21 protein-coding genes and 1 tRNA gene are annotated in these 19,214 nt (G+C 70.0%); 10 read left to right on the top strand and 12 right to left on the bottom strand.

Translation table 11 applies throughout. The features are described from left to right. Window positions 1–25 precede the first annotated feature (25 nt). The 4 genes from CAL24_RS15795 to CAL24_RS15780 all read right to left on the bottom strand — a co-directional run bounded on the left by CAL24_RS15795 (window position 26) and on the right by CAL24_RS15780 (window position 3,248). Complete coding sequence (locus CAL24_RS15795; protein ID WP_094807164.1) at window positions 26–1,192, bottom strand: substrate-binding protein; 1,167 nt, start codon at window positions 1,190–1,192, stop codon at window positions 26–28. Window positions 1,193–1,226: 34 nt separating this feature from the next. After that, window positions 1,227–2,111 carry a nitrilase family protein gene (locus tag CAL24_RS15790; protein ID WP_028354714.1) on the bottom strand — a complete coding sequence of 295 codons (885 nt, stop codon included), beginning with the start codon at window positions 2,109–2,111 and terminating at the stop codon, window positions 1,227–1,229. Between the two features lie 283 nt (window positions 2,112–2,394). After that, window positions 2,395–2,880, bottom strand: a complete 486-nt coding sequence (locus CAL24_RS15785; protein ID WP_094807163.1) for a GFA family protein — start codon at window positions 2,878–2,880, stop codon at window positions 2,395–2,397. 14 nt (window positions 2,881–2,894) lie between these two features. After that, the gene (locus CAL24_RS15780; RefSeq protein ID WP_028354712.1) at window positions 2,895–3,248 is read right to left on the bottom strand and encodes a DUF1428 domain-containing protein; all 354 of its coding nucleotides are present in this window, start codon (window positions 3,246–3,248) and stop codon (window positions 2,895–2,897) included. Window positions 3,249–3,345: 97 nt separating this feature from the next. Between CAL24_RS15780 and CAL24_RS15775 the strand changes: the two genes are divergently transcribed. Beyond that, complete coding sequence (locus tag CAL24_RS15775) at window positions 3,346–3,786, top strand: MarR family winged helix-turn-helix transcriptional regulator (protein WP_094807162.1); 441 nt, start codon at window positions 3,346–3,348, stop codon at window positions 3,784–3,786. 5 nt (window positions 3,787–3,791) lie between these two features. On the opposite strand, the gene CAL24_RS15770 is transcribed toward CAL24_RS15775, so the two are convergent. The 4 genes from CAL24_RS15770 to CAL24_RS15755 all read right to left on the bottom strand — a co-directional run bounded on the left by CAL24_RS15770 (window position 3,792) and on the right by CAL24_RS15755 (window position 6,955). After that, the gene (locus CAL24_RS15770; RefSeq protein ID WP_094807161.1) at window positions 3,792–4,259 is read right to left on the bottom strand and encodes a DUF2214 domain-containing protein; all 468 of its coding nucleotides are present in this window, start codon (window positions 4,257–4,259) and stop codon (window positions 3,792–3,794) included. A 6-nt stretch (window positions 4,260–4,265) separates the two neighbouring features. Next, on the bottom strand, window positions 4,266–4,640 hold the full coding sequence (locus CAL24_RS15765; RefSeq protein ID WP_028354709.1) for a DUF6152 family protein: 375 nt from the start codon (window positions 4,638–4,640) through the stop codon (window positions 4,266–4,268). Between the two features lie 110 nt (window positions 4,641–4,750). Next, window positions 4,751–5,974 carry a CaiB/BaiF CoA transferase family protein gene (locus CAL24_RS15760; RefSeq protein ID WP_028354708.1) on the bottom strand — a complete coding sequence of 408 codons (1,224 nt, stop codon included), beginning with the start codon at window positions 5,972–5,974 and terminating at the stop codon, window positions 4,751–4,753. Window positions 5,975–5,983: 9 nt separating this feature from the next. Then, window positions 5,984–6,955, bottom strand: coding sequence for a Bug family tripartite tricarboxylate transporter substrate binding protein (locus CAL24_RS15755; protein WP_094807160.1), 972 nt, complete (start codon window positions 6,953–6,955; stop codon window positions 5,984–5,986). Window positions 6,956–7,122: 167 nt separating this feature from the next. Between CAL24_RS15755 and CAL24_RS15750 the strand changes: the two genes are divergently transcribed. From CAL24_RS15750 to CAL24_RS15720, 7 genes are all read left to right on the top strand, one after another. Then, a complete protein-coding gene (locus CAL24_RS15750) occupies window positions 7,123–7,893 on the top strand; it encodes an enoyl-CoA hydratase/isomerase family protein (protein ID WP_028354706.1) in 771 nt (256 codons plus the stop codon). After that, window positions 7,883–9,505 (top strand): AMP-binding protein, encoded by a 1,623-nt coding sequence (locus CAL24_RS15745; protein WP_028354705.1) that lies wholly within the window; start codon window positions 7,883–7,885, stop codon window positions 9,503–9,505. Before CAL24_RS15750 ends, CAL24_RS15745 begins: the two co-directional genes overlap by 11 nt. Further along, the gene (locus CAL24_RS15740) at window positions 9,502–10,458 is read left to right on the top strand and encodes a hydroxymethylglutaryl-CoA lyase (protein ID WP_028354704.1); all 957 of its coding nucleotides are present in this window, start codon (window positions 9,502–9,504) and stop codon (window positions 10,456–10,458) included. Before CAL24_RS15745 ends, CAL24_RS15740 begins: the two co-directional genes overlap by 4 nt. Before the next feature lie 84 nt (window positions 10,459–10,542). Then, window positions 10,543–11,079, top strand: a complete 537-nt coding sequence (locus tag CAL24_RS15735) for a MarR family winged helix-turn-helix transcriptional regulator (protein WP_028354703.1) — start codon at window positions 10,543–10,545, stop codon at window positions 11,077–11,079. A 93-nt stretch (window positions 11,080–11,172) separates the two neighbouring features. Beyond that, a complete protein-coding gene (locus CAL24_RS15730; protein ID WP_028354702.1) occupies window positions 11,173–11,907 on the top strand; it encodes an enoyl-CoA hydratase/isomerase family protein in 735 nt (244 codons plus the stop codon). Continuing rightward, complete coding sequence (locus CAL24_RS15725; RefSeq protein ID WP_094807159.1) at window positions 11,904–13,100, top strand: CaiB/BaiF CoA transferase family protein; 1,197 nt, start codon at window positions 11,904–11,906, stop codon at window positions 13,098–13,100. Before CAL24_RS15730 ends, CAL24_RS15725 begins: the two co-directional genes overlap by 4 nt. 42 nt (window positions 13,101–13,142) lie before the next feature. After that, a complete protein-coding gene (locus tag CAL24_RS15720; RefSeq protein ID WP_094807158.1) occupies window positions 13,143–14,111 on the top strand; it encodes a tripartite tricarboxylate transporter substrate binding protein in 969 nt (322 codons plus the stop codon). Between the two features lie 44 nt (window positions 14,112–14,155). Here the strand turns inward: CAL24_RS15720 and CAL24_RS15715 are convergent, their stop codons facing one another. The 4 genes from CAL24_RS15715 to CAL24_RS15700 form a co-directional block, all read right to left on the bottom strand. After that, window positions 14,156–15,112: an NAD(P)H-dependent flavin oxidoreductase gene (locus CAL24_RS15715; RefSeq protein ID WP_094807157.1), complete on the bottom strand. Its 957-nt coding sequence runs from the start codon at window positions 15,110–15,112 to the stop codon at window positions 14,156–14,158. A gap of 130 nt (window positions 15,113–15,242) precedes the next feature. Beyond that, on the bottom strand, window positions 15,243–16,355 hold the full coding sequence (locus CAL24_RS15710) for an alkene reductase (RefSeq protein WP_094807156.1): 1,113 nt from the start codon (window positions 16,353–16,355) through the stop codon (window positions 15,243–15,245). A gap of 45 nt (window positions 16,356–16,400) precedes the next feature. Beyond that, the gene (locus CAL24_RS15705; RefSeq protein ID WP_028354697.1) at window positions 16,401–16,694 is read right to left on the bottom strand and encodes an ArsR/SmtB family transcription factor; all 294 of its coding nucleotides are present in this window, start codon (window positions 16,692–16,694) and stop codon (window positions 16,401–16,403) included. Between the two features lie 144 nt (window positions 16,695–16,838). Then, the gene (locus tag CAL24_RS15700; RefSeq protein ID WP_028354696.1) at window positions 16,839–17,642 is read right to left on the bottom strand and encodes an AraC family transcriptional regulator; all 804 of its coding nucleotides are present in this window, start codon (window positions 17,640–17,642) and stop codon (window positions 16,839–16,841) included. 126 nt (window positions 17,643–17,768) lie between these two features. Between CAL24_RS15700 and CAL24_RS15695 the strand changes: the two genes are divergently transcribed. Both CAL24_RS15695 and CAL24_RS15690 read left to right on the top strand, forming a co-directional pair. After that, window positions 17,769–19,040, top strand: coding sequence for an MFS transporter (locus CAL24_RS15695; protein ID WP_094807155.1), 1,272 nt, complete (start codon window positions 17,769–17,771; stop codon window positions 19,038–19,040). Window positions 19,041–19,072: 32 nt separating this feature from the next. Next, a tRNA-Arg gene (locus tag CAL24_RS15690) sits at window positions 19,073–19,149 on the top strand. The last annotated feature ends 65 nt before the right edge of the window (window positions 19,150–19,214 follow it).

Genomic DNA, 19,214 nt, shown 5'->3' with positions numbered 1-19,214 from the left:
GGCGCGCGGGCGGCCGGCGCACGCGTTACTTCAGGTTGGGGCACTGCTGGCCCGGGTCCACGTTGTCGAAGGTCTGCAGGATCTTGATCGAATGGTCCGGCTGCACCTGGCCCAGCCGCATGGTCAGGGCCGCGTGGCGTTGGCGGTCCATTTTCACCATGCCGCGCGGGCCGTCGAACGATACCTGGCTGAGCGCCGCCACCACCTTCTGGGGGTCGGTACCGCCGGCTTGCTCGACCGCCGCCTTGTACAGGAAGAACGCCTCGTACTGGGGCTCCGACAGGTCGTTGGCGGTCTTGGCCTGGTCGCCGAACTTCGCTTGCAACGCAGCCAGGAATTTGCGGTTCTGCTCGTTGTCGATGCCGGTCAGGTAGGAGGCCGACATGTACATGCCTACCGCGGTATCGCCCATGGTCTTGGCGGTGCCCTCGTCAATGGCCAGGTTGCCGTACAGCATGGACAGGCCCGCGGCGCGGATCTGCTTGGCCAGGCCCACATTGGGGCTGCCGCCCGCGGTGGAGCTGATCAGCGCATCGGGCTGCGCGGAGCGGATCTTGGAGACGATCGGCGTCCAGTCGGTGCCGTCGATCGGCAGGTACTCTTCGCCCACCACCTTGCCGCCCTGTTTCTCGATGTACTCGCGGGTGAACTTCAGCATGCCGCGGCCGAAGGCATAGTCGCTGCCCACCAGGAAGAATGTCTTGGCGCCGCGCTCCTGCGTGAAATGGTCGACGATGGGCGCCACCTGCTGTTCCGGCACCCAGCCGTTGACGTGCATCCAGCGGTTGCACGAGCGGCCCTCATAGAAGGAGGTATAGATGTACGGCACTTTGCCGCGGTTGATGATGGGCAGCGCCGCATTGCGCGCCGCGCTGGTCTCCATGGCGATGATGGCGTCGACCTTCTTCTGGAATACCAGCGTGTCATAGGCCTTCTGCGCGCCCACCGCCGAAGAGGCGTCGTCGGCGATCTCCAGCACTACCTGGCGGCCGAGTATGCCGCCGGCGGCATTGATCTGCTCGATGGCCAGCTGCGATGATTGCACCACGGCCGGCGCCACCACGCTATTGGCGCCGGACAGGCCCACCGCCACGCCGATGCGCACGGGTTCTGCGGCCTGGCCGCTTGCTGCCATGCCCAGCATGGCCAGCGCCGACAGGCGAAGGAAGAGGCTGCGATACCGGATTTTCATGGTTTTCTCCTTGGGGGTCGCGATGGCTGGCCGTTCAGTGCGTCGCCTGTCCGGCGCCCAGCATTTCGTCGTAGACGTCGTGCCGGCGGTCGCGCAGCACGTGGTTGAAAGTGTTGAGCTGGCGCGCGCGGCGCGTCGCCTTCAGGTCGACGGCGGCGATCAGGATTTCCTCTTGATCCGCGCTGGCCGGCCCCGCGACTGTCCAGCCCTGCGCGCCGACGATCAGGCTGCGGCCGACGAAGGGCTGTCCGCGCTCGGTGCCCACGCGGTCGGCGCAGGCCACGGTCAGGCCATTGCTGTGCGCGCCGGCAATGGCCAGCGCATGCGCCATGGCGGGCCCCTCGGGCGTCTGGCCCGGCATGGGCACCCAGTTCGTGGGCACGGCCACGATGTCCGCGCCGCGCATCGCCAGCAGCCGGTAGACTTCGGGAAACCAGCCGTCGTAGCAGATCGCCACGCCGACGCGGCCCAGCTCGGTATGGAAGACGGGCAGGCCCAGGTCGCCCGGCTCGAAGTACAGGTTCTCGTCGCCCCACAGGTGCAGCTTGCGGTAGGTGCCGACATAGCCTTGCGGGCCCGCCACCAGCGCCGAGTTGTAGAGCCGGTTGCCGTCGCGTTCGGCGATGCCGGCAACCAGGTAGATGCCCAGGCGCCGCGCCAGCGCGATCCAGGCGCACGAAGTCGGCCCCGCGGGCACCGGCTCGGCCAGCGCAAAGGCTTCTTCCCGGCTGCCGAACATGTAGCCCGTGTTGGCCAGTTCCGGCAGCACCACCAGCCGCGCGCCCTGGGCGGCAGCCTGTTCGGCCAGGGCGACGGATCGGGCCACGTTGGCGGCGACGTCGCCCATCAGCGGGGCCATCTGCACGCAGGCCACCCGCATTTCGGCGGCGGGCGGAAGGGACGGGGCGGGGTGTTGCATGCGATCTCCTCGATACCGGACGCGACAGTGAAAAAACAAAAAGCCCCCGACCGCGCGACGCGCGCATATCGGGGGCTTTCATAGCCAGAAGGGAGTTTTCAGGCAGCAATCATTGCTGCGGACGCCGCGGGGCTGGATGGCACGCCGTCGGCGGGGCGGTCACAGTCGACCTTTGCCGCATGATAGGGATGCGCGGCGGCGGGCGGCAATAAGAGATTTCCCGCACACGGCCAGGGGGACGCCGCCGGCCGCGTCGCCGCGCCCGGTGGCCGCTCCGGGACGCTCAGCCCGCCAGGGCCGCCGCGACCCGCGCCTGGCCGTGCGGGCCCCACACCACATCCGGATCGTAATCGCCCTCGTAGGCGGGGATGTCGGCGGGGATGCGCACCCAGGACTGCCGGGTGGCGGTGAAGCAGTGCACGGTGGGCGGCAGGCGTTCGGGCTGGTCCAGCGTGCCCACCAGCACCATCGCCATGTTGGGACCCAGCAGCGGGTGGTGAGTCCACAGGGCCACCAGGCAATCCGGGCAGCGCATGACGATCTGCCCCTCGGGCCGGGTGGAGGGCGTATGCACGGCGACTGGCCGGGCGGCGCCGTCGAGTTCTACGTGGCGGGTTTCCAGCATGGCGTTCCAGCCGTAGCCCGAGCCGCTCATGCGCTGGCAATAGCGGCAATGGCAGGCGTGCACCGCGATGGGCGCGCGCGCCAGGCGGTAGCGCACGCGTGCGCAGGCGCAGCCGCCTTCCAGGGGCGATTCCGTCTGTTCCATGGCCGGGCCGCGTATCAGACGTCGACGACGGGCACGAAGCCGCCGAAGATCATGCGCTTGCCGTCGAACGGCATGCTTTCGCCCATGGCCTGCATGCGCGGATCGGTCATCATTTTCTGGTTGGCCGCGTCGCGCGCTTCCTTGGACGGGTATTCAAACCACGAGAACACCACCACCTCGTCGTCCTTGGCCTTGACCGCGCCGCGGAAGTCGGTGACCTTGCCGTCCGGCACGTCGTCGCCCCAGCATTCGACCATGCGCGTCACGCCGAACTCTTTGAACAACGGCGCCGCTTCGGTGGCGTGCTTGATATAAGCCTCTTTGTTGGCGGCCGGCACGGCCACGACAAAACCTTCTACGTACTTCATCATCGTGATCTCCCTGGGGGGGGGTTGGGACGGCGCGCGGCCGCCAAAGTGGTGTAGCGGGTTTGACTAAAGTTGATATCAACATAATAATTCCGGCATGTCAAAGAAAATTTCGCTCGAGACCACGCTCGAAGTGCGCGATACCTGCCTGTGCCTGCATGTGCAGCGCGCCGCGCGCGTGCTGGCGCGGCGCTTCGACGACGCGCTGCGGCCGGTGGGGTTGACCAATGGCCAGTTCTCGCTATTGATGGCCGTGAACCAGCCGCGCCCGCCGGCGCTGGCGCCGGTGGCGCGCCTGCTGGCCATGGACCGCACGACCCTGACGGCGGCGCTCAAGCCGCTCGAGCGCGACGGCCTGGTGCGGGTCGCCGTCGATCCGGACGACCGGCGCGGCCGCCGCCTGGCGCTCACGGCGCGCGGCCACCAGGTGCTGGCGGCGGCGTTGCCGATCTGGCGCGCCACGCACGCCGAACTCGAGGCCGCCCTGCCGGAGCCGGGCGCCCGCGCGTTGCGGGACGCCCTGGGCGCGCTCACGTGACGGCGCTACAGGAATCCGATCCAGCGGCCCGCCACGATGGCGCCGGCCCATAGTCCCAGCGATAGCGCGGCATGCAGCTGCGCGCCGCCCGGCACCGGCCCGCCCGCCAGCGTCCGGCGCCAGTAGGGGCCGGCATGCAGCCATGCGGCATTGGCCACGCCCAGGGCCACCAGCCCCAGCTTGGCGAGGAAGGCGCGGTTGCTCAGATATTCGCCGGGCTGCACCGAGAACAGCCACAGGCCGCTCAACAGCGCCAGCAACAGCCCGCCGGCCGCCAGGCGCGCCAGGTAAGGGCCGGCGGCGGCCAGCGGCACGGCCCGCGCCGCCCCGAGCAGGCGCAGGTCCAGCGCGGCGATGGCGCCGAACAGCAGGCCGATGGCGCCGATGTGGGCCGCATTGACGAGCAGGTAGGCGATGTCCGACTGGCGCAGCAGCGTGGCGTGGGGCAGGGCGGACAGCCATTCCAGCGCCATGGCGGGCTATTTCTTGATGCGGTCGGGGTAGATGTCGTAGGTCTTGCCGCCCACGGTGATCTGCACCGCCTTCATGCGCTTCTCGGCGTGATCCTGGGCCCGGTTGCCGGTGGCGACGATGCTGTCGCCTTCCTTGGCCGAGCCCTCGGCGAAGCCGGAGCGCCGGGTCTGCGCCGGGTTGCCCAGCTCGACCCGCCACAGGCCGTCTTCGGTCTGCACGTCCAGCCAGGGGTGGGGCGGCGCGATCTGCACTTTTTTCACGGTGCCTTGCAGCTGGATCTGCTCGGCATCCGCCCACGACCAGCCGTGGTGCGCCCAGGCGCCGGACATGAGCAGGCCGGTGGCGGCCAGCAGGCCGGCAGCCAGGAATCGATGAGACATGGTGACACCTCCCGCGTGGTGTGATCATGAGGGGCCGCCCGGCCACGGTGGCGGCTGGCGCGGCCTCCCGGCCACTATAACGTTGTGGCGCGCCGCGGCATAGTGGCGGATCAGCCGGGCTGGTGCGCCTCGCCGCGCGCCAGCATGGCCTGGATGCGCGCGTCGTCATAGCCGATCTCGCGCAGGATCTCGCCGGTCTGCTCGCCGATCAGCGGGGCATGGTGGCGCAGCGACGGCGCGTAGCCGGTCATCTTGACCGGCACCCGCAGGTTCTTCACCGTGCCCTGGGTCGGGTGATGGACGCGCTCGATCAGCCCCACCGCGCCGATGTGCGGATCGGCGAGCAGGCTGTCGATGGTGTGGCAGGGCATGGCCGGGATGTCGTGCTCGGCCAGCACCCGCTGCCAATGCGCGGTGTCGCGCCGGCCGATCTCGTCGGCGCGGATCTGGAAGAACTCGGCGATGTGGTCGATGCGTTCGACGGCGGTGCGAAAGCGCGGATCGGCCTTCAGGTCGGGGCGGCCCATGGCGTCGAACAAGGCCATCACCTGGGCATCGGTGTTGGTGGTGATGCAGATATGGCCATCGCGGGTCTTGACGGGCCGGGCGTTCGGGTCGAGCAGGCGGCGGTCGCCGCTGCCGCCGATGGGTGGTTCGAAGGTGGCGCCGTACAGGTGCTCGCTGAGCAGCAGGGCCGCGTAGCTCTCGAACATGGGCACCTCGATCTCGCGCGCCTGGCGCGCCCGTTCCTGGGCCAGCAGGGCGACCAGGATGGCGTTGGCGACCATCAGCGCGGCGCTGCGGTCGACCACCACATACGGCACATAGCGCGGCTCGCCCTGCGTGGCCGCGAACAGGCTGGCCAGGCCGGTGCCGCCCTGCAGGATGGAATCGTAGGCCGGGCGGTCGGCATACGGGCCGGTCGAGCCGAAGCCGACGATGTTGCAGTAGACGATGTCCGGCCTGACTGCGCGCAGGTCGCCGAAGGCCAGGCCGAGCTTGCCGATGGCCGCGGACCGCATGTTGTGCACGAACACATCGCAGCTGCCCGCCAGCCGCAGGGCCGCCTGGCGTCCTGCGGCCGTCTTGAGGTCGAGCGCGATGCTGCGCTTGTTGCGGTTCATGTGCATGAACTTGCCCGACATGCCGGGCGTGGGCGAGCGGCCCGAGATCCAGCGGATGATGTCGCCGGACGGCTGCTCCAGCTTGATGACTTCGGCGCCGTAGTCGGCCAGCACCTGCGTGGCGTACGGGCCGACCACGGCCGAACTCAGGTCGAGGATGCGGCAGCCGGCCAGCGGCAGGTCTGCGGCGGGGGCGATGGCGGCAGGCATGGCGTTGAGTCAGTCGAGACGGACGCCGGTCGCGTTGATCAGGGTTTTGTATTGCCGGGTTTCGCGGGCCACCAGGGCCGCCAGGTCGGCCGGCGAGCCGCCCAGGGCGATGTTGCCGCTCTGCTCGAAGCTGGCCAGCAGCTCCGGATCGCGCAGTGCGCGCGCCATGCCGGCGTTCAACCGTTCGACCACGGCGGCCGGCAGGCCGCGCGGGCCGAACACGGCTAACCAGTTGCTGGCCTCGAAGCCGTCCATGCCGGCCTGGGCGAAGGTGGGCACGGCCGGCAGCGTCGCTTCGCGCGCCGCGCCCGTGGTGGCGAAGCTGACGGCCGCGCGCGCCTTGACCTGCTGCATGACGGTAGGCACCGAATCGAACAGCAGGTCGATGTTGCCGCCCAGCAGGTCGTTCAGCGCCCCGGCGGTGCCCTTGTACGGTACGTGGCGCAGTTCGATGCCGCCGCGCGCCAGGAACGCCAGCGCCACCAGGTGGGTGTTGGATCCCACGCCGGCCGAGCCGATGGTCAGCTCGCCGGGGTGCGCCCTGGCATGGGCGAGCAAGTCCGCCAGCGTGGCGGCGGGCAGGCCCGGGCGGCCCAGCAGGACATAATCGAATCGCGATACCGCGCCGACCGGCGTGAAGTCGTGGACCGGGTCGTAGCCGACATCGTCGCGCAGGTACGGATTGATGACGAAGGCCGCCGCGCTGCCCAGCAGCAGGGTGTAGCCGTCGGGCTTCTCGGCCGCCACCGCGCGGGTGGCGATCATGCCGCCCGCGCCGGGACGGTTTTCCACGACCACCGCCTGCCCCAGGGTCTTGCCCAGCGCCTTGGCCAGGATGCGCGCCACCAGGTCGCTGCCGCCGCCGGGCGAGAACCCCACCACCAGCCGCACCGGCCGGTCGGGATAGTCCTGCGCCGCTGCGTGGGGCGCGATGGCGGCCTGGACGCACAGGACGAGGGCGAGTCGGCGCAGCAGTCTCATGGTGTCTCCGTCCGGGTTGGCCGGACAAGTTTATTGATTGATATTGTCAACTATATAAGTTGATTTATACAACATATTGGCGTCGTGCTGCCAGGCAGATATAGTAGATTTAATCAACTAATTGCCGTATAGTTCCAGCCAGCGATCCCATCTATGCAGGAGTCTGAATGAGCGCCACGTATGAAACCCTCGCGCTGGACGTTGCCGCGCATGTCGCGACCTTGACCCTGAACCGGCCCGACAGCCGCAACGCGCTGAGCCTGCGCATGTGCCATGAACTGGTGGCCGCGCTTGCCGCCGTGGCCGGCGATGAGCGCGTGCATGTGGTGGTGGTGCGCGGCGCGGGCCCGGTGTTCTGCGCCGGCGCCGACCTGAAGGAGCGCAAGACCATGACCGACCAGGACATGACCGCGCGCCGCGTGGCGGGCTTCGCCGCCTATGCCGCCATCGAGCGGCTGCCGCAGCCCGCCATCGCCGTGGTGCACGGCGCGGCGTTCGGCTCGGGCTGCGAAATCGCCGCCGCCTGCGACTTCATCCTGGCCGCCGAGGGCACCCAGTTCTGCTATCCCGAAGTCGGCTGGGGCACCGTCGGCGCCACCCAGCGGCTGCCCCGGGCGGTCGGCCGGCGCATGGCCAAGGAGTTGCTGTTCACCGGGCGCAAGTTCGATGCCGCGGAGGCGCGCGAGATCGGCCTGGTCAACCATGTCTATCCGGCCGCCGAACTGCCAGGCCGCGCCGCCGAGATGGCGGCGGCTATTGCGCGCGCCACGCCCTTGACGGTACGCCTGACCAAGCGCAGCGTCGACCAGGGCCTGGCCACCACCCGCGAAGGCGCCATGGCCGTCGAATTGCTGGCCATCGACGAGAACCTGCGCGGCACGGACTGGAAGGGCGCGCTGGCGGGCTTTGGCGCCCAGGGAGCGGCCGATGCTCGCTGAACCGACGACGCTGGCGCGCCGCCTGGCGCGCACGGTGGCCGAGCGCGGCGCGCAGGAGGCCTTCGTGGGGCCGGATGGCCGCTATCGCTGGCAGGAACTGGCCGACGGCGCGCGCGCCATCGCGGCGGCCCTGCATGCCAGCGGCGTGCGCCATGGCGACCACGTCGGGGTCATGCTGGGCAACAGCGCCCTGTGGATCCAGGTCTTCTATGCCTGCGCCAGCCTGGGGGCGGTGACCGTGCCGGTCAATACCCGCTTCAAGAGCGAAGAGCTGCGCTTCTGCCTGAAACAGGCGGACATCCGCCTGCTGGTCATGGCCGACGAGTTCCTGGGCATCGATTTCATCGACCTGCTGCGCCAGGTCGAGCCGGCCGTGGATAGCGCGCTGCCGGGCCAGGAACTGCCGCTGCTGCGCCAGGTGGTGGTGGTCGGCGCCGGCGTGCCGGCCGGCGCGACCGGCTACCGGGCATTCATCCAGGCCGGCACGGCGGTGGCGGCGGCCGAACTGGACCGGCGCGCCGGGCAGGTGGCGCCCGACGACGTATTGTTGATCCAGTACACCTCGGGCACCACCTCGTTCCCCAAGGGCGTGATGCTGACCCACGCCAACATGCTGACCAATGCCTGGGCCGCCGCGCAGCGCATGGGCGTCACGCCGCAGGACCGCTATTTCAGCATCCGGCCGTATTTCCACGTGGCCGGCACCACGCTGTCGATACTGGTGAGCCTGGTCGCCGGCTGCTGCCTGCTGACCCTGCCGCGCTTCGACGTGGCGCAGGCGCTGCGCATCCTCGATGAGGAGCGCTGCACGCTCACCTCGGGCAACGACACGATTTTCCTCATGCTGATGGGCCACCCCGATTTCGACCCGGCGCGCCTGCACCTGCGCGGCGGCTGGGCGGCCGCCGGCCCCGAGGTCATGCAGAAGATCCGCGACGTGATGGGCGTGCCGGCCATCTGCAACGCCTACGGCCAGTCGGAGGCCTCGCCCAACGTCATCATGTCGGCCCACGACGACGATTTCGCGCTGCGCGCCATGGGCTGGGCCCGGCCGCATCCGGGCATGGAGGTGCGGGTGGTCGATGCCGGCGGCGCGCCGCTGCCGGCCGGCGCGCGCGGCGAGATCCAGGTCCGGGGCTGGAGCGTCATGAAGGGCTACTACAACATGCCGGAAGCGACCGCCCGGGCGCTCAGCCCGGACGGCTGGCTCAGCACCGGCGACCTCGGCGAGATGGACGCCGAGGGCCGGCTGCGCATGGTCGGCCGCCTGAAGGACATGTTCCGCGTGGGCGGCGAGAACGTCGCGCCGCTCGAGGTCGAGGAAGTGCTGCACGCGCATCCGGCGGTGCGCCTGGCGCAGGTGGTCGGCGTGCCCGACGCCCGCCTCGGCGAAGTGCCGGCCGCCTTCGTGCTGCTCAAGGAGGGGCGCTCGGCGCCGCCCGAGACGCTGATCGACTGGTGCCGGCAGCGTTGCGCCAACTACAAGGTGCCGCGCTACCTGGACGTGGTGGAGTCGTTCGAGCATATCGGCATGACCGGCAGCTCGAAGGTGCAGAAGAACAAGCTGCGCGACTACGCCTTGCGGCGCTTCGGCCTGGAGCGGCAGCCATGACGCGCGACGTGATCCTGTGCGAATGCTTTGCGCGCGACGGCCTGCAGCATGAGTCCCGGTTCATCGCCACGCCCGCCAAGGTCGGCCTCATCGAGCGCTTCGCCGCGCTCGGTTTCGAGCGGGTCGAGGCCACCTCGTACTCCAATCCCCGGGTGGTGCCGCAGTTCGCCGATGCCAGCGACGTGCTGGCCACCCTGACGCGGCGCGCGGGGGTCTGGTACAAGGCCACCTGCGCCAATGTGCGGGCGGTGGAACGGGCCCTGCGCGACCTCGACGCCGGGCAGGGCGCCAACGAGATCAGCCTGCTGGTGTCGGCCAGCGAATCCCATTCGCTGCGCAATCTCAAGCGGTCCCGCCAGGACCAGTGGGACAACATCGCCGCCATGGTCCGCTGCGCGGCGCGGCGCTTCCGCATGGTGGGCACCATTTCGGTGGCCTTCGGCTGTCCGTTCGAAGGCGCCGTCGATGCCGCGCGGGTGCTGGACGACGCGCGGCGCTTCGCCGAACTGGGCGTGGACGCGGTGACGCTGGGCGACACCACCGGCATGGCCGCGCCGCCGGCCGTGCGCGGGCTGTGCCGGCGCCTGCGCCAGGAATTCCCGGACCTGACACTGGTGGCGCATTTCCACGATACGCGCGGCACCGGGCTGGCCAATTGCGTCGCCGCGCTGGAGGCGGACGTGCGTTATTTCGATTGCGCGTTCGGCGGCGTCGGCGGGCATCCCGACAAGGTCAAGTACGGCGGCGGCCACACCGGCAACGTGGCCACCGAAGATCTGGTCAGCCTGTTCGAATCCATGGGCGTGTGCACCGGGCTGGACCTGGCGGCGCTGCCGGCAGTATCGCGGCTGTGCGAGGACACCCTGGGCCGTCCGCTGTACAGCCGCGTGGCCGCCAGCGGGCTCAATCCCCTGATCGGCGCGCCCGCGGCGGCTGGCGCGGGCGCGGCATGAGCCGGCCCGCCGTGGTTGTTTATCATGTGCCCGTTTGCGCGCCGCCCGCGGGGCGCGCGCCTTTCCTGCCCGGATACTGACACCATGGCCACTCGTACCGTACGCAAGACCGCCACCGCCGGGCGCGCCGCGCCCGCCGTGCTGAAAGACCTGTTCTCCTACCGGCTGAACCGCCTGGCGCATGTCTCCAGCCGCATCGCCGCCGGGCTCAACGAAAGCCGCTACGGCGTGGGCCCGCGCGAATGGCGCATCGTGGCCCTGCTGGGCGCCGCGGCGCCCATGTCGCTGAATGCGCTGGCGCGCGAGTCCAACATCGACAAGAGCCAGGCCAGCCGCACGGTGGCCGAGCTGATCGACAAGAAACTGATACGCCGCAGCGCCGATGCGGAAGACGGGCGCGGCATCAGCCTGGACCTGACCGCCGCCGGCCGGCGCCTGTACCAGGAAATGTTCCCGGCGGCGGTCGAGCGCAACGAATCGCTGCTGCAAGTGCTGACCGCGACCGAGCGCGACGTGCTGGAGCGCGCCCTGGACAAGCTCACGGCGCGCGCGCTGGAAATGTTCCACGACGCCCGGGCGGAAATCCCGACGCGGCGCGGCCGCAGCGCCGGCCCGCGCTAGGCGGTGCGCGCCGGCCGCGCGCCGGCGCGCCTATATAGTTGATTTAGACAATTATTTGCGCCCGCATCGCGGGCCCCCTGACAAGGAAGCGCCATGAATGAACTAGTGATCGAAGACCGCGACAGCGTGCGCATACTGCGCATGAACCGTCCCGACAAGCACAACGCGCTGAACTCGGCCCTGACCCAGGCCCTGCTGGACGCGCTGCATGAGGCCGACCGCAGCGCCGGCGTGCGCGCCGTGGTGCTGGCCGGCAACGGCAAGTCGTTCTGCGCGGGCGCCGACACGAAAGAGTTCGCCGGCCTGACCGCGGCGCACGCCGACGCCGTCACCCGGCGCGCCGAGCTGACCACCGAGCTGCACCTGGCGTTCTCGCGCATCGGCAAGCCGGTCGTATCGGCGGTGCATGGCAATGCGCTGGGCGGCGGCGCCGGGCTGGCGCTGGCCTGCGACCTGGCGGTGATGGCCGACGATGTGCGCTTCGGCTATCCGGAACTGCGGCACGGCATCGTGGCCGCCGTGGTCATGGCCAACCTGGTCCGCCAGTTGGGGCGCAAGCAGGCATTCGAGCTGGTGGCGCTGGCCGAGCCCATCGACGGCGCGCGCGCCCTGGCGCTGGGGCTGGCCAACCGCGTGGCGCCGGCCGGCCAGGTGCTGGACGCGGCGCTCGAACTGGCGCGCCGCATGGCCGGCTGGGAGCCGGCCGCCATGAAGCTGACCAAGCGCTCCTTCCACCGCGTCGCCGACCTGGCGCTGGCCGAGGCGCTGGCGGTAGGGCGCGACGCCAATACCATCATGCGCAGCTTCGGCGCGGGAGGCGGGCAATGAGACCGCTCGACGGCATCACCATACTGGATCTCTCGCGCGTATTGGCGTGCCCGTTCGCCTCGATGATCCTGGCCGAGCTGGGCGCCACCGTGATCAAGGTCGAGCAGCCCGGCGGCGGCGACGAAACGCGCGGCTTCGAGCCGCGCGTGCAGGGGCCGCATGGCGCCGAGTCGGCCTATTACCTGGCGTTCAACCGCAGCAAGCAGTCGATTACCGTGAACTTCCGCCATCCCGAGGGCCAGGCGCTGATCCGCCGCCTGGCGGAGCAGGCCGACGTGGTGGTGGAGAACTTCCCGGTCGGCACGCTGGCCAAGTATGGCCTGGACCGCGACCACATCGCGCCCGGCAACCCGGACCTGGTGTATTGCTCGTGCACCGGCTTCGGCATGACCGGCCCCTACGCGGGCCGCAAGGGCTACGACACGGTCTTCCAGGCGATGGGCGGCATCATGAGCCTGACCGGCGAGCGCGGCGGCGGGCCGGTCAAGCCCGGCCTGCCGGTGGCCGACCTGACTTCCGGCCTGTGGGTGGCGATCGGCATCCTGGCGGCGCTGACGGGACGCGAACGCAGCGGGCGGGGCTGCCACCTGGATTTTTCCATGCTGGACGGCCAGGTCGGCCTGCTGTCGCTGGCCGCCGCGCGCTATTTCGCCCTGGGTGAAGTGCCGCCGCGCATGGGCACCGAGCATCCCGGCCGCGTGCCTTCGGCGGCCTTCGAATGCCGCGACGGCAAGTGGGTGCAGATCACCGGCAGCGACCAGCACTGGAAGCCGCTGTGCGAGCTGCTGGGCCTGGCGGCCTGGCGCGACGATGCGGCGCTGGCGCGCAACGCCGAGCGCGTGGTGCGGCGCGACGAGGTCATGCGCGGCCTGGCCGCCGCCATCGCCACGCTCGACCGCGACGAACTGTGCGCGCGCTGCGACGCCGCCGGCGTGCCGGCCGGCCCGATCCTGTCGGTCGACGAGATCATGGCCGACCCGCACGTGCGGGCGCGCGGCATGGTGCGCGAGTACGAGCACCCGCAACTGGGGCGTTTCGGCGCGGTGCCGGTGCCCTTCAAGTTCGACGGCTACGACGATCCCGGCCTCGAGCGTCCGCCGCTGCTGGGCGAGCACACGCGGCAGGTGCTGGCCGAGCGCCTGGGGCTGGACGACCGGGCCATCGCCGCCCTGCGCGAGCAGGGCGCCATCTAGCGGCAAGCAACCAGAAGACAAGCCACCATCAGGAGACATGCCATGCAACTCATCAGGAAACTCATCGCCGGCGCGGCCGGCGCCGCCCTGTGCGCGGCCGCCGTGGCCGCGCAGCCATATCCGGCCAAGCCCATCACCCTGGTCAACCCTTATGCCGCCGGCGGCCCGGCCGATACGCTCGGCCGCGCGCTGGCACGCGAACTGGAGAAGCAGCTGGGCCAGCCGGTGGTGGTGGAAAACAAGGGCGGCGGCGGCGCGTCGATCGGCGCCAGCGTGGTGGCGCGCGCCGCGCCGGACGGCTATACGCTGCTGCTGGGCACCGCCGCGGCCCACATCGTCACGCCGCTGATGCAGCACACGCCGTATGACGGCGTCCAGGACTTCCGCTTCATCGGCATCGTGGGCAACCAGCCCAACATGCTGGTGGTCCATCCCAAGCTGGGCGTGAAGTCGGTGGACGAGCTGATCGCGCTGGCGCGCAAGGAGCCGGGCCAGCTCAATTACGGGTCGGCCGGGCCCGGCAGCTCGCCGCACCTGGGGGCCGAACTGTTCCGCCAGCGCGCCGGCATCGAGCTGATGCACATTCCCTACAAGGGCGCGGCGCCCGCCATCAACGACCTGGTGGGCGGGCAGGTCGACATGGCGGTGCTGAACCTGGCCGCCAGCCTGCCGTTCATCAAGGACGGCCGGCTGGTGGCGCTGGCCTATGCCGCCAAGGAACGCTCGCCGCTGCTGCCCGCGGTGCCGACCCTGGCGGAGGCCGGCATCCGCGACGCCGAGTCGGCTTCGTGGTACAGCCTGGCCGCGCCCGCCGGCACGCCCGATGCCGTCATTGAGCGCCTCAACCGGGCCGTCAATGCGGTGAACCAGGACCCGGCCTATCGCCAGCTGATGGGCGCGCAAGGGGTCGAATTGTGGAGCATGACGCCCGCCGAGGCGGCGGCCTTCGTGCACCGCGACCAGCAGGTGCTGACCGGCCTGGTGCGCGGCGCCGGCCTGGTCAAGCAGTAGCCGGGCCGGGCGTCGACGGGCCGGCCGTGCGCCGGCCCGCGCGCTCAGGCTGCCAGCAGCTCGCCGCCGCGCGCCAGGGCCTGGCGCGTTTCGCGCACCAATTCCGCCACCACGTCGCCCGCCGGGCACAGCGCGTCGATCAGCCCGGCGCTCTGGCCGGCCTCGACCTTGCCGCCGTCCACGTCGCCGTCTTTGGCGGATTGCTTCAGCGTGCTGCCGCCGAACAAGGCATCGAGTTCGGCGTCGGAGGCGCCGCCGCGTTCGGCCGCCGCATACTCGCGCGCGAAGGCATTGCGCAGCATGCGCACCGGCGAGCGGCCGCGCCCCACCAGGGTGGTGTCGGCCACGCCGGCGGCCAGCACCGCCTGCTTGTAGGCCGCATGCAGGCCCGATTCGGGCGTGAGCAGGAAGCGCGTGCCCAGTTGCGCGCCGTCGGCGCCCAGGCAGAGCGCCGCCGCGATGCCGGCGCCGTCGGCGATGCCGCCGGCCACCGCGAACGGGATCTCGATGGCGCGCGCCACGGCGCGCGCCAGCACCAGCGTGCCGATTTCATCGGGGCCGGGGTGGCCGCCGGCTTCCAGCCCGACCGCGATCACCGCGTCCACGCCCGCCGCCTGCGCCTTGTGCGCGTGGACGGGGCTGGCCGCCACCTGCAGCCACTTGATGCCGGCCGCGCGCGCGCGCGCCAGGTGTTTCTGCGGGCCGCCCTGCGAGGCGATGATGACCGGCACGCGTTCGGCCACTGCGATGTCCATGTGTTCTTGCGCGCGCTTGTTGTACAGCGGAATGTTGACCGCGAACGGCGCATCCGTGCCGGCCCGCACCGCCTGGATGGCCGCCAGCAGGTCGTGCGGATACATCGGCCCGGCGGCGATGGTGCCCAGGCCGCCGGCGCGCGATACGGCCAATGCCAGCGACGCATTGGAAGAGGCCCAGCTCATGCCGCCCTGGATGATCGGGTAGCGGATGCCGAGCAGGCGGGTCAGGCGGGTCTGGAGCATGGCGTCGGGTCTGGTGAAAAGACAGGCCGCCATTCTTGCCGATATCGTTGATTTTAGCAACTATATGGCCGGGCCCCGGCCGCGCCGTGGACACCGCGCGCCGGCGCCCGGCCGCCGGCGCGCGGCTGGATCAGGCCAGCGCCGGATAGTCGATATAGCCTTGCGCCCCGCCGCCATAGAAGGTGGCCTTGTCGGGCGCGTTCAGCGGCGCCCGTTCGCGCAGCCGGCGCACCAGGTCGGGGTTGGCGATGAACGGCTTGCCGAAGGCGACCAGGTCGGCCCGGCCCGATTCGACGGCGTTTTCCGCCAGTTGCGGATCGTAGTTGTTGTTCGCCATCCATGCGCCTTGGCGGCCCGCCGCCTCATACGCCTGGCGCAGCGCAGCGTAGTCGAAAGCCTGTTCGCCTTGCTGGAAATCGCGCGGGCCGCCGGTGGCGCCTTCGATGACATGCACGTAGGCCAGGCCATAGGCGCCCAGCTTGCGCGCAACGTAGTCGAACAGCGGCTGCGGCCGGGGATCGCTGGCGTCGTTGGCCGGCGTGACCGGCGAAAGGCGGATGCCGGTACGGCCCGCGCCGATCTCGCCGGTGATGGCGTCCATCACTTCCAGCAGCAGGCGCGCGCGATTCTCGATGCTGCCGCCGTACGCGTCGGTGCGCTGATTGCTGCCCGAGCGCAGGAACTGGTCCAGCAGGTAGCCGTTGGCGGCGTGCACTTCGACGCCGTCGAAGCCGATCTCGATGGCGGCGCGGGCGGCCCGGCGGTAGTCTTCGACGATGCCGGGCAGTTCGTCCAGGCGCAGCGCGCGGGGTTCCGAGGTGGCGGCGAATTCGCCGGTGCCGTCGGCGTGCACCAGGTAGGTCTTGGCATTGGCGCGGATGGCCGAGGGCGCGACCGGCGCGCCGTTGCCCGGCTGCAGCGAAGTGTGCGAAATGCGGCCGACGTGCCACAACTGCACGACGATCTTGCCGCCCGCCGCGTGCACGGCGTCGACCACGCGCTTCCAGCCGGCCAGTTGTTCGGCCGAGTAGAGGCCGGGCACCTGGGCGTAGCCCTGGCCCTGGTGCGAGATGGCGGTGGCTTCGGTGATGATCAGGCCGGCGCTGGCGCGCTGCGCGTAGTACGTGGCCATCATTTCGGTGGGCACGGCGCCGGGCGCGCGGTTGCGCGTCAGCGGCGCCATGACGACGCGGTTGGCCAGTTGCAGATCGCCGGCGGCGATGGGGTCGAAAAGTGTGGGCATGATGATGTCGGTTCGGGTGAAGGTGGAGGCGGGCGGGACCGGACCTCAGAGTTCCTGGTCGAGCGCGCGCAGGAACGCGGCGATGGTGTCCTCGTTGCGCTTGTAGAAAATCCATTGGCCGACGCGCCGCGTCGTGACCAGGCCGGCGCGCTGCAAGGTGGCCAGGTGGGTCGACATGGTGGACTGCGACAGGCCGCAGCGCTCGAATTGCCCGGCGCACACGCCGAGTTCGAGCGGGTGCTCCTGGCCGGCGAAGTGCCGTTCCGGTTCCTTGAGCCACTGCAGGATGTCGCGGCGCACCGGGTTGGCGAGCGCCTTGATGATGAGATCGAGGTCCATGGGCGAGCCTGGGTTGATATCGAATTTGTTCGAATTATAAATCGATAGATTCGAATATTCAAATCTATCGATATACAAGCTGGCGCCAGGCCCGGCCCGGTGTCGCGCGGCTAGGAGGCGCGCGCACCCCATGGGAAGGCCGGATCACTCATTGCGCAGATAGTGCTGCGGCGGCGCGCCCAGCGCGCGGCGGAACATGGCGCTGAACGCGCTGGGGCTGTGGTAGCCCAGTTCGGCCGCGACCCGCGCCACCGGCTGGCCCAGCGACAGGCGGCGCAGCGCGTCGGCCAGCCGCACCTGCTGCACCCATTGCCGGTAGTTCAGCCCCAGTTCGGCCTGGAACAGCCGGATCAGCGTGCGTCCGCTGGCGCCCACCTCGTCGCCCCAGTCGTGCACCGTGCGCGTCAGGCCGGGCTGCGCCAGGATCGCCCGGCAGACCGTCTGCAGGCGCCGGTCCTGCGGCCAGGGGATCTGGATGGGAATGACCGGCGCGGCGCGCAGCTCGGTCAGCAGCAGCGCGGCGATCTGGCCGCCGCGTCCGGCCAGGTCGTACTCGATGGGTTCGGCGGCCAGCGCCAGCACCAGTTCGCGCAGCAGCGGCGATACCTCGATCACCTGGCAGCGGTCCCATAGCGAGCGCGCCGCGTCGGCGTGCACGTACAGCGTGCGCATCAGCACCTTGTCGACCATCTGGACGCCGTGCAGGGTGTCCGGCGGCACCCACAGCGCGCGCAGCGGCGGCAGCGTCCAGAAACCGCCGGGGGTGCTGATCCGCATCACGCCCTCGATGGCGTAGATCAATTGGCCGCGCGGGTGGGTGTGCGGGCCGGTGGTGGCGCTGGGCACGAAATCCTTGGCCATGGCGGTGACCGGGCGCGGCACGTGTTGATAATCGTCGGCGACGCGGCTGCGCGTCGGGTCCAGGGGCGGGGCGAGGCGGCGGGGCATGGCGGGGGAGGGGGTTGTCATTTTTGCGACAAAAGTTGGCACTTCCGCGCATTCGGGACTTTATACACTGTTTGTTCGCGGCCGCGCCGCCCTTTGCGGCGCCGCCGCTTTTGCATCCGGAGAACCATGACACCCCCGCCAGTTGCCGGGTCCGCGCCGGCACCCGCCCCGTCGATCGCCTTCAAGGTATTGGGCGCCATCAGTGTGGCGCACATGATGAACGACATGATCCAGTCGATCCTGTTGGCCATCTATCCCATGCTGAAGGATTCCTTCAATCTCAGCTTCGCCCAGATCGGCCTGATCACGCTCACGTACCAGATCGCCGCGTCGCTGCTGCAGCCCTGCATCGGCTTGTATACCGACAAGCGGCCCACCACTTATTCGCTGCCGGTGGGCATGGGCTTCACCCTGGTCGGACTGCTGCTGCTGGCGTTCGCCCCGTCGTTACCGTACCTGCTGGTGGCGGCCGCGCTGGTCGGGACGGGCTCGTCGGTGTTCCACCCGGAATCCTCACGGGTGGCGCGCATGGCTTCCGGCGGGCGGCACGGCCTGGCGCAGTCGCTGTTCCAGGTGGGCGGCAATGTGGGCTCGGCGCTGGGCCCGTTGCTGGCGGCCCTGTTCATCATTCCGCACGGGCAGTCCAGCGTGGCCTGGTTCTCGCTGGCGGCGCTGTTCGGCATGATCGTGCTGGTGGGCATCGGCCGCTGGTACGGCGCCAACCGCGCGCTGCTCAAGCCGCGCGCCCGGGCGGCCGGCGAGGTGGAAGCGTTGAGCCGCGGCAAGGTGCTGTGGGCGCTGGCCATCCTGGGGGTGCTGATCTTCTCCAAATACTTCTACCTGGCCAGCCTGAACAGCTATTTCACGTTCTACCTGATCGACAAATTCGACCTGTCGGTGCGCTCCGCGCAGTTGTACCTGTTCCTGTTCCTGGCGGCGGTGGCCTTCGGCACGGTGGCCGGCGGCCCGGTGGGCGACCGGATCGGGCGCAAGATCGTGATCTGGGTATCCATCCTGGGAGTGGCGCCGTTCACCCTGATGCTGCCGCATGCCAACCTGTTCTGGACCGGGGTGCTGGTGGTGGTGATCGGCGTGGTGCTGGCCTCGGCCTTCTCGGCCATCGTGGTGTACGCGCAGGAACTGGTGCCAGGCAAGGTGGGCATGATCGCCGGCCTGTTCTTCGGCTTTGCCTTCGGCATGGGCGGACTGGGCGCCGCGGCGCTGGGCAAGCTGGCCGACATGACCAGCATCGGCTACGTGTACGAGGTGTGCGCCTACCTGCCGCTGCTGGGCCTGGTCGCCTTCCTGCTGCCGGATATCGAGCGCGGCAAGGCCAGGCCTGCGGGGCCGGCGCTGCGCCCGCAAATGGGCGGCGGCGCAACTTCGCTGGACAAATAGGAAATCTCCGTTATAATTTCGCCTCTTTACCAGCGCCCGTAGCTCAGTTGGATAGAGTACTTGGCTACGAACCAAGGGGTCGTGGGTTCGAATCCTGCCGGGCGCGCCATATTCAAGAAGGGTCTGCATAGCACATGCAGGCCCTTTTTCTTTGCCTGTTTGCTGCGCACATGG

Source organism: Bordetella genomosp. 2, from assembly GCF_002261345.1.
Lineage (GTDB): Bacteria > Pseudomonadota > Gammaproteobacteria > Burkholderiales > Burkholderiaceae_B > Bordetella_A.
Note: the sequence above shows the minus strand (reverse complement) of the source record. Positions and strands in the feature narration are given on the sequence as shown.

Bases quoted from the DNA above. Each gene is read 5' to 3' on its own strand.
- CAL24_RS15750 (WP_028354706.1), top strand. From the start codon at position 7,123: ATGAGCGCCACGTATGAAACCCTCGCGCTGGACGTTGCCGCGCATGTC.
- CAL24_RS15700 (WP_028354696.1), bottom strand. From the start codon at position 17,642: ATGCCCCGCCGCCTCGCCCCGCCCCTGGACCCGACGCGCAGCCGCGTC.
- CAL24_RS15775 (WP_094807162.1), top strand. From the start codon at position 3,346: ATGTCAAAGAAAATTTCGCTCGAGACCACGCTCGAAGTGCGCGATACC.
- CAL24_RS15755 (WP_094807160.1), bottom strand. From the start codon at position 6,955: ATGAGACTGCTGCGCCGACTCGCCCTCGTCCTGTGCGTCCAGGCCGCC.
- CAL24_RS15725 (WP_094807159.1), top strand. From the start codon at position 11,904: ATGAGACCGCTCGACGGCATCACCATACTGGATCTCTCGCGCGTATTG.
- CAL24_RS15785 (WP_094807163.1), bottom strand. From the start codon at position 2,880: ATGGAACAGACGGAATCGCCCCTGGAAGGCGGCTGCGCCTGCGCACGC.
- CAL24_RS15770 (WP_094807161.1), bottom strand. From the start codon at position 4,259: ATGGCGCTGGAATGGCTGTCCGCCCTGCCCCACGCCACGCTGCTGCGC.
- CAL24_RS15740 (WP_028354704.1), top strand. From the start codon at position 9,502: ATGACGCGCGACGTGATCCTGTGCGAATGCTTTGCGCGCGACGGCCTG.
- CAL24_RS15695 (WP_094807155.1), top strand. From the start codon at position 17,769: ATGACACCCCCGCCAGTTGCCGGGTCCGCGCCGGCACCCGCCCCGTCG.
- CAL24_RS15790 (WP_028354714.1), bottom strand. From the start codon at position 2,111: ATGCAACACCCCGCCCCGTCCCTTCCGCCCGCCGCCGAAATGCGGGTG.
- CAL24_RS15765 (WP_028354709.1), bottom strand. From the start codon at position 4,640: ATGTCTCATCGATTCCTGGCTGCCGGCCTGCTGGCCGCCACCGGCCTG.
- CAL24_RS15710 (WP_094807156.1), bottom strand. From the start codon at position 16,355: ATGCCCACACTTTTCGACCCCATCGCCGCCGGCGATCTGCAACTGGCC.
- CAL24_RS15705 (WP_028354697.1), bottom strand. From the start codon at position 16,694: ATGGACCTCGATCTCATCATCAAGGCGCTCGCCAACCCGGTGCGCCGC.
- CAL24_RS15735 (WP_028354703.1), top strand. From the start codon at position 10,543: ATGGCCACTCGTACCGTACGCAAGACCGCCACCGCCGGGCGCGCCGCG.
- CAL24_RS15795 (WP_094807164.1), bottom strand. From the start codon at position 1,192: ATGAAAATCCGGTATCGCAGCCTCTTCCTTCGCCTGTCGGCGCTGGCC.
- CAL24_RS15780 (WP_028354712.1), bottom strand. From the start codon at position 3,248: ATGAAGTACGTAGAAGGTTTTGTCGTGGCCGTGCCGGCCGCCAACAAA.
- CAL24_RS15715 (WP_094807157.1), bottom strand. From the start codon at position 15,112: ATGCTCCAGACCCGCCTGACCCGCCTGCTCGGCATCCGCTACCCGATC.
- CAL24_RS15730 (WP_028354702.1), top strand. From the start codon at position 11,173: ATGAATGAACTAGTGATCGAAGACCGCGACAGCGTGCGCATACTGCGC.
- CAL24_RS15760 (WP_028354708.1), bottom strand. From the start codon at position 5,974: ATGCCTGCCGCCATCGCCCCCGCCGCAGACCTGCCGCTGGCCGGCTGC.
- CAL24_RS15745 (WP_028354705.1), top strand. From the start codon at position 7,883: ATGCTCGCTGAACCGACGACGCTGGCGCGCCGCCTGGCGCGCACGGTG.
- CAL24_RS15720 (WP_094807158.1), top strand. From the start codon at position 13,143: ATGCAACTCATCAGGAAACTCATCGCCGGCGCGGCCGGCGCCGCCCTG.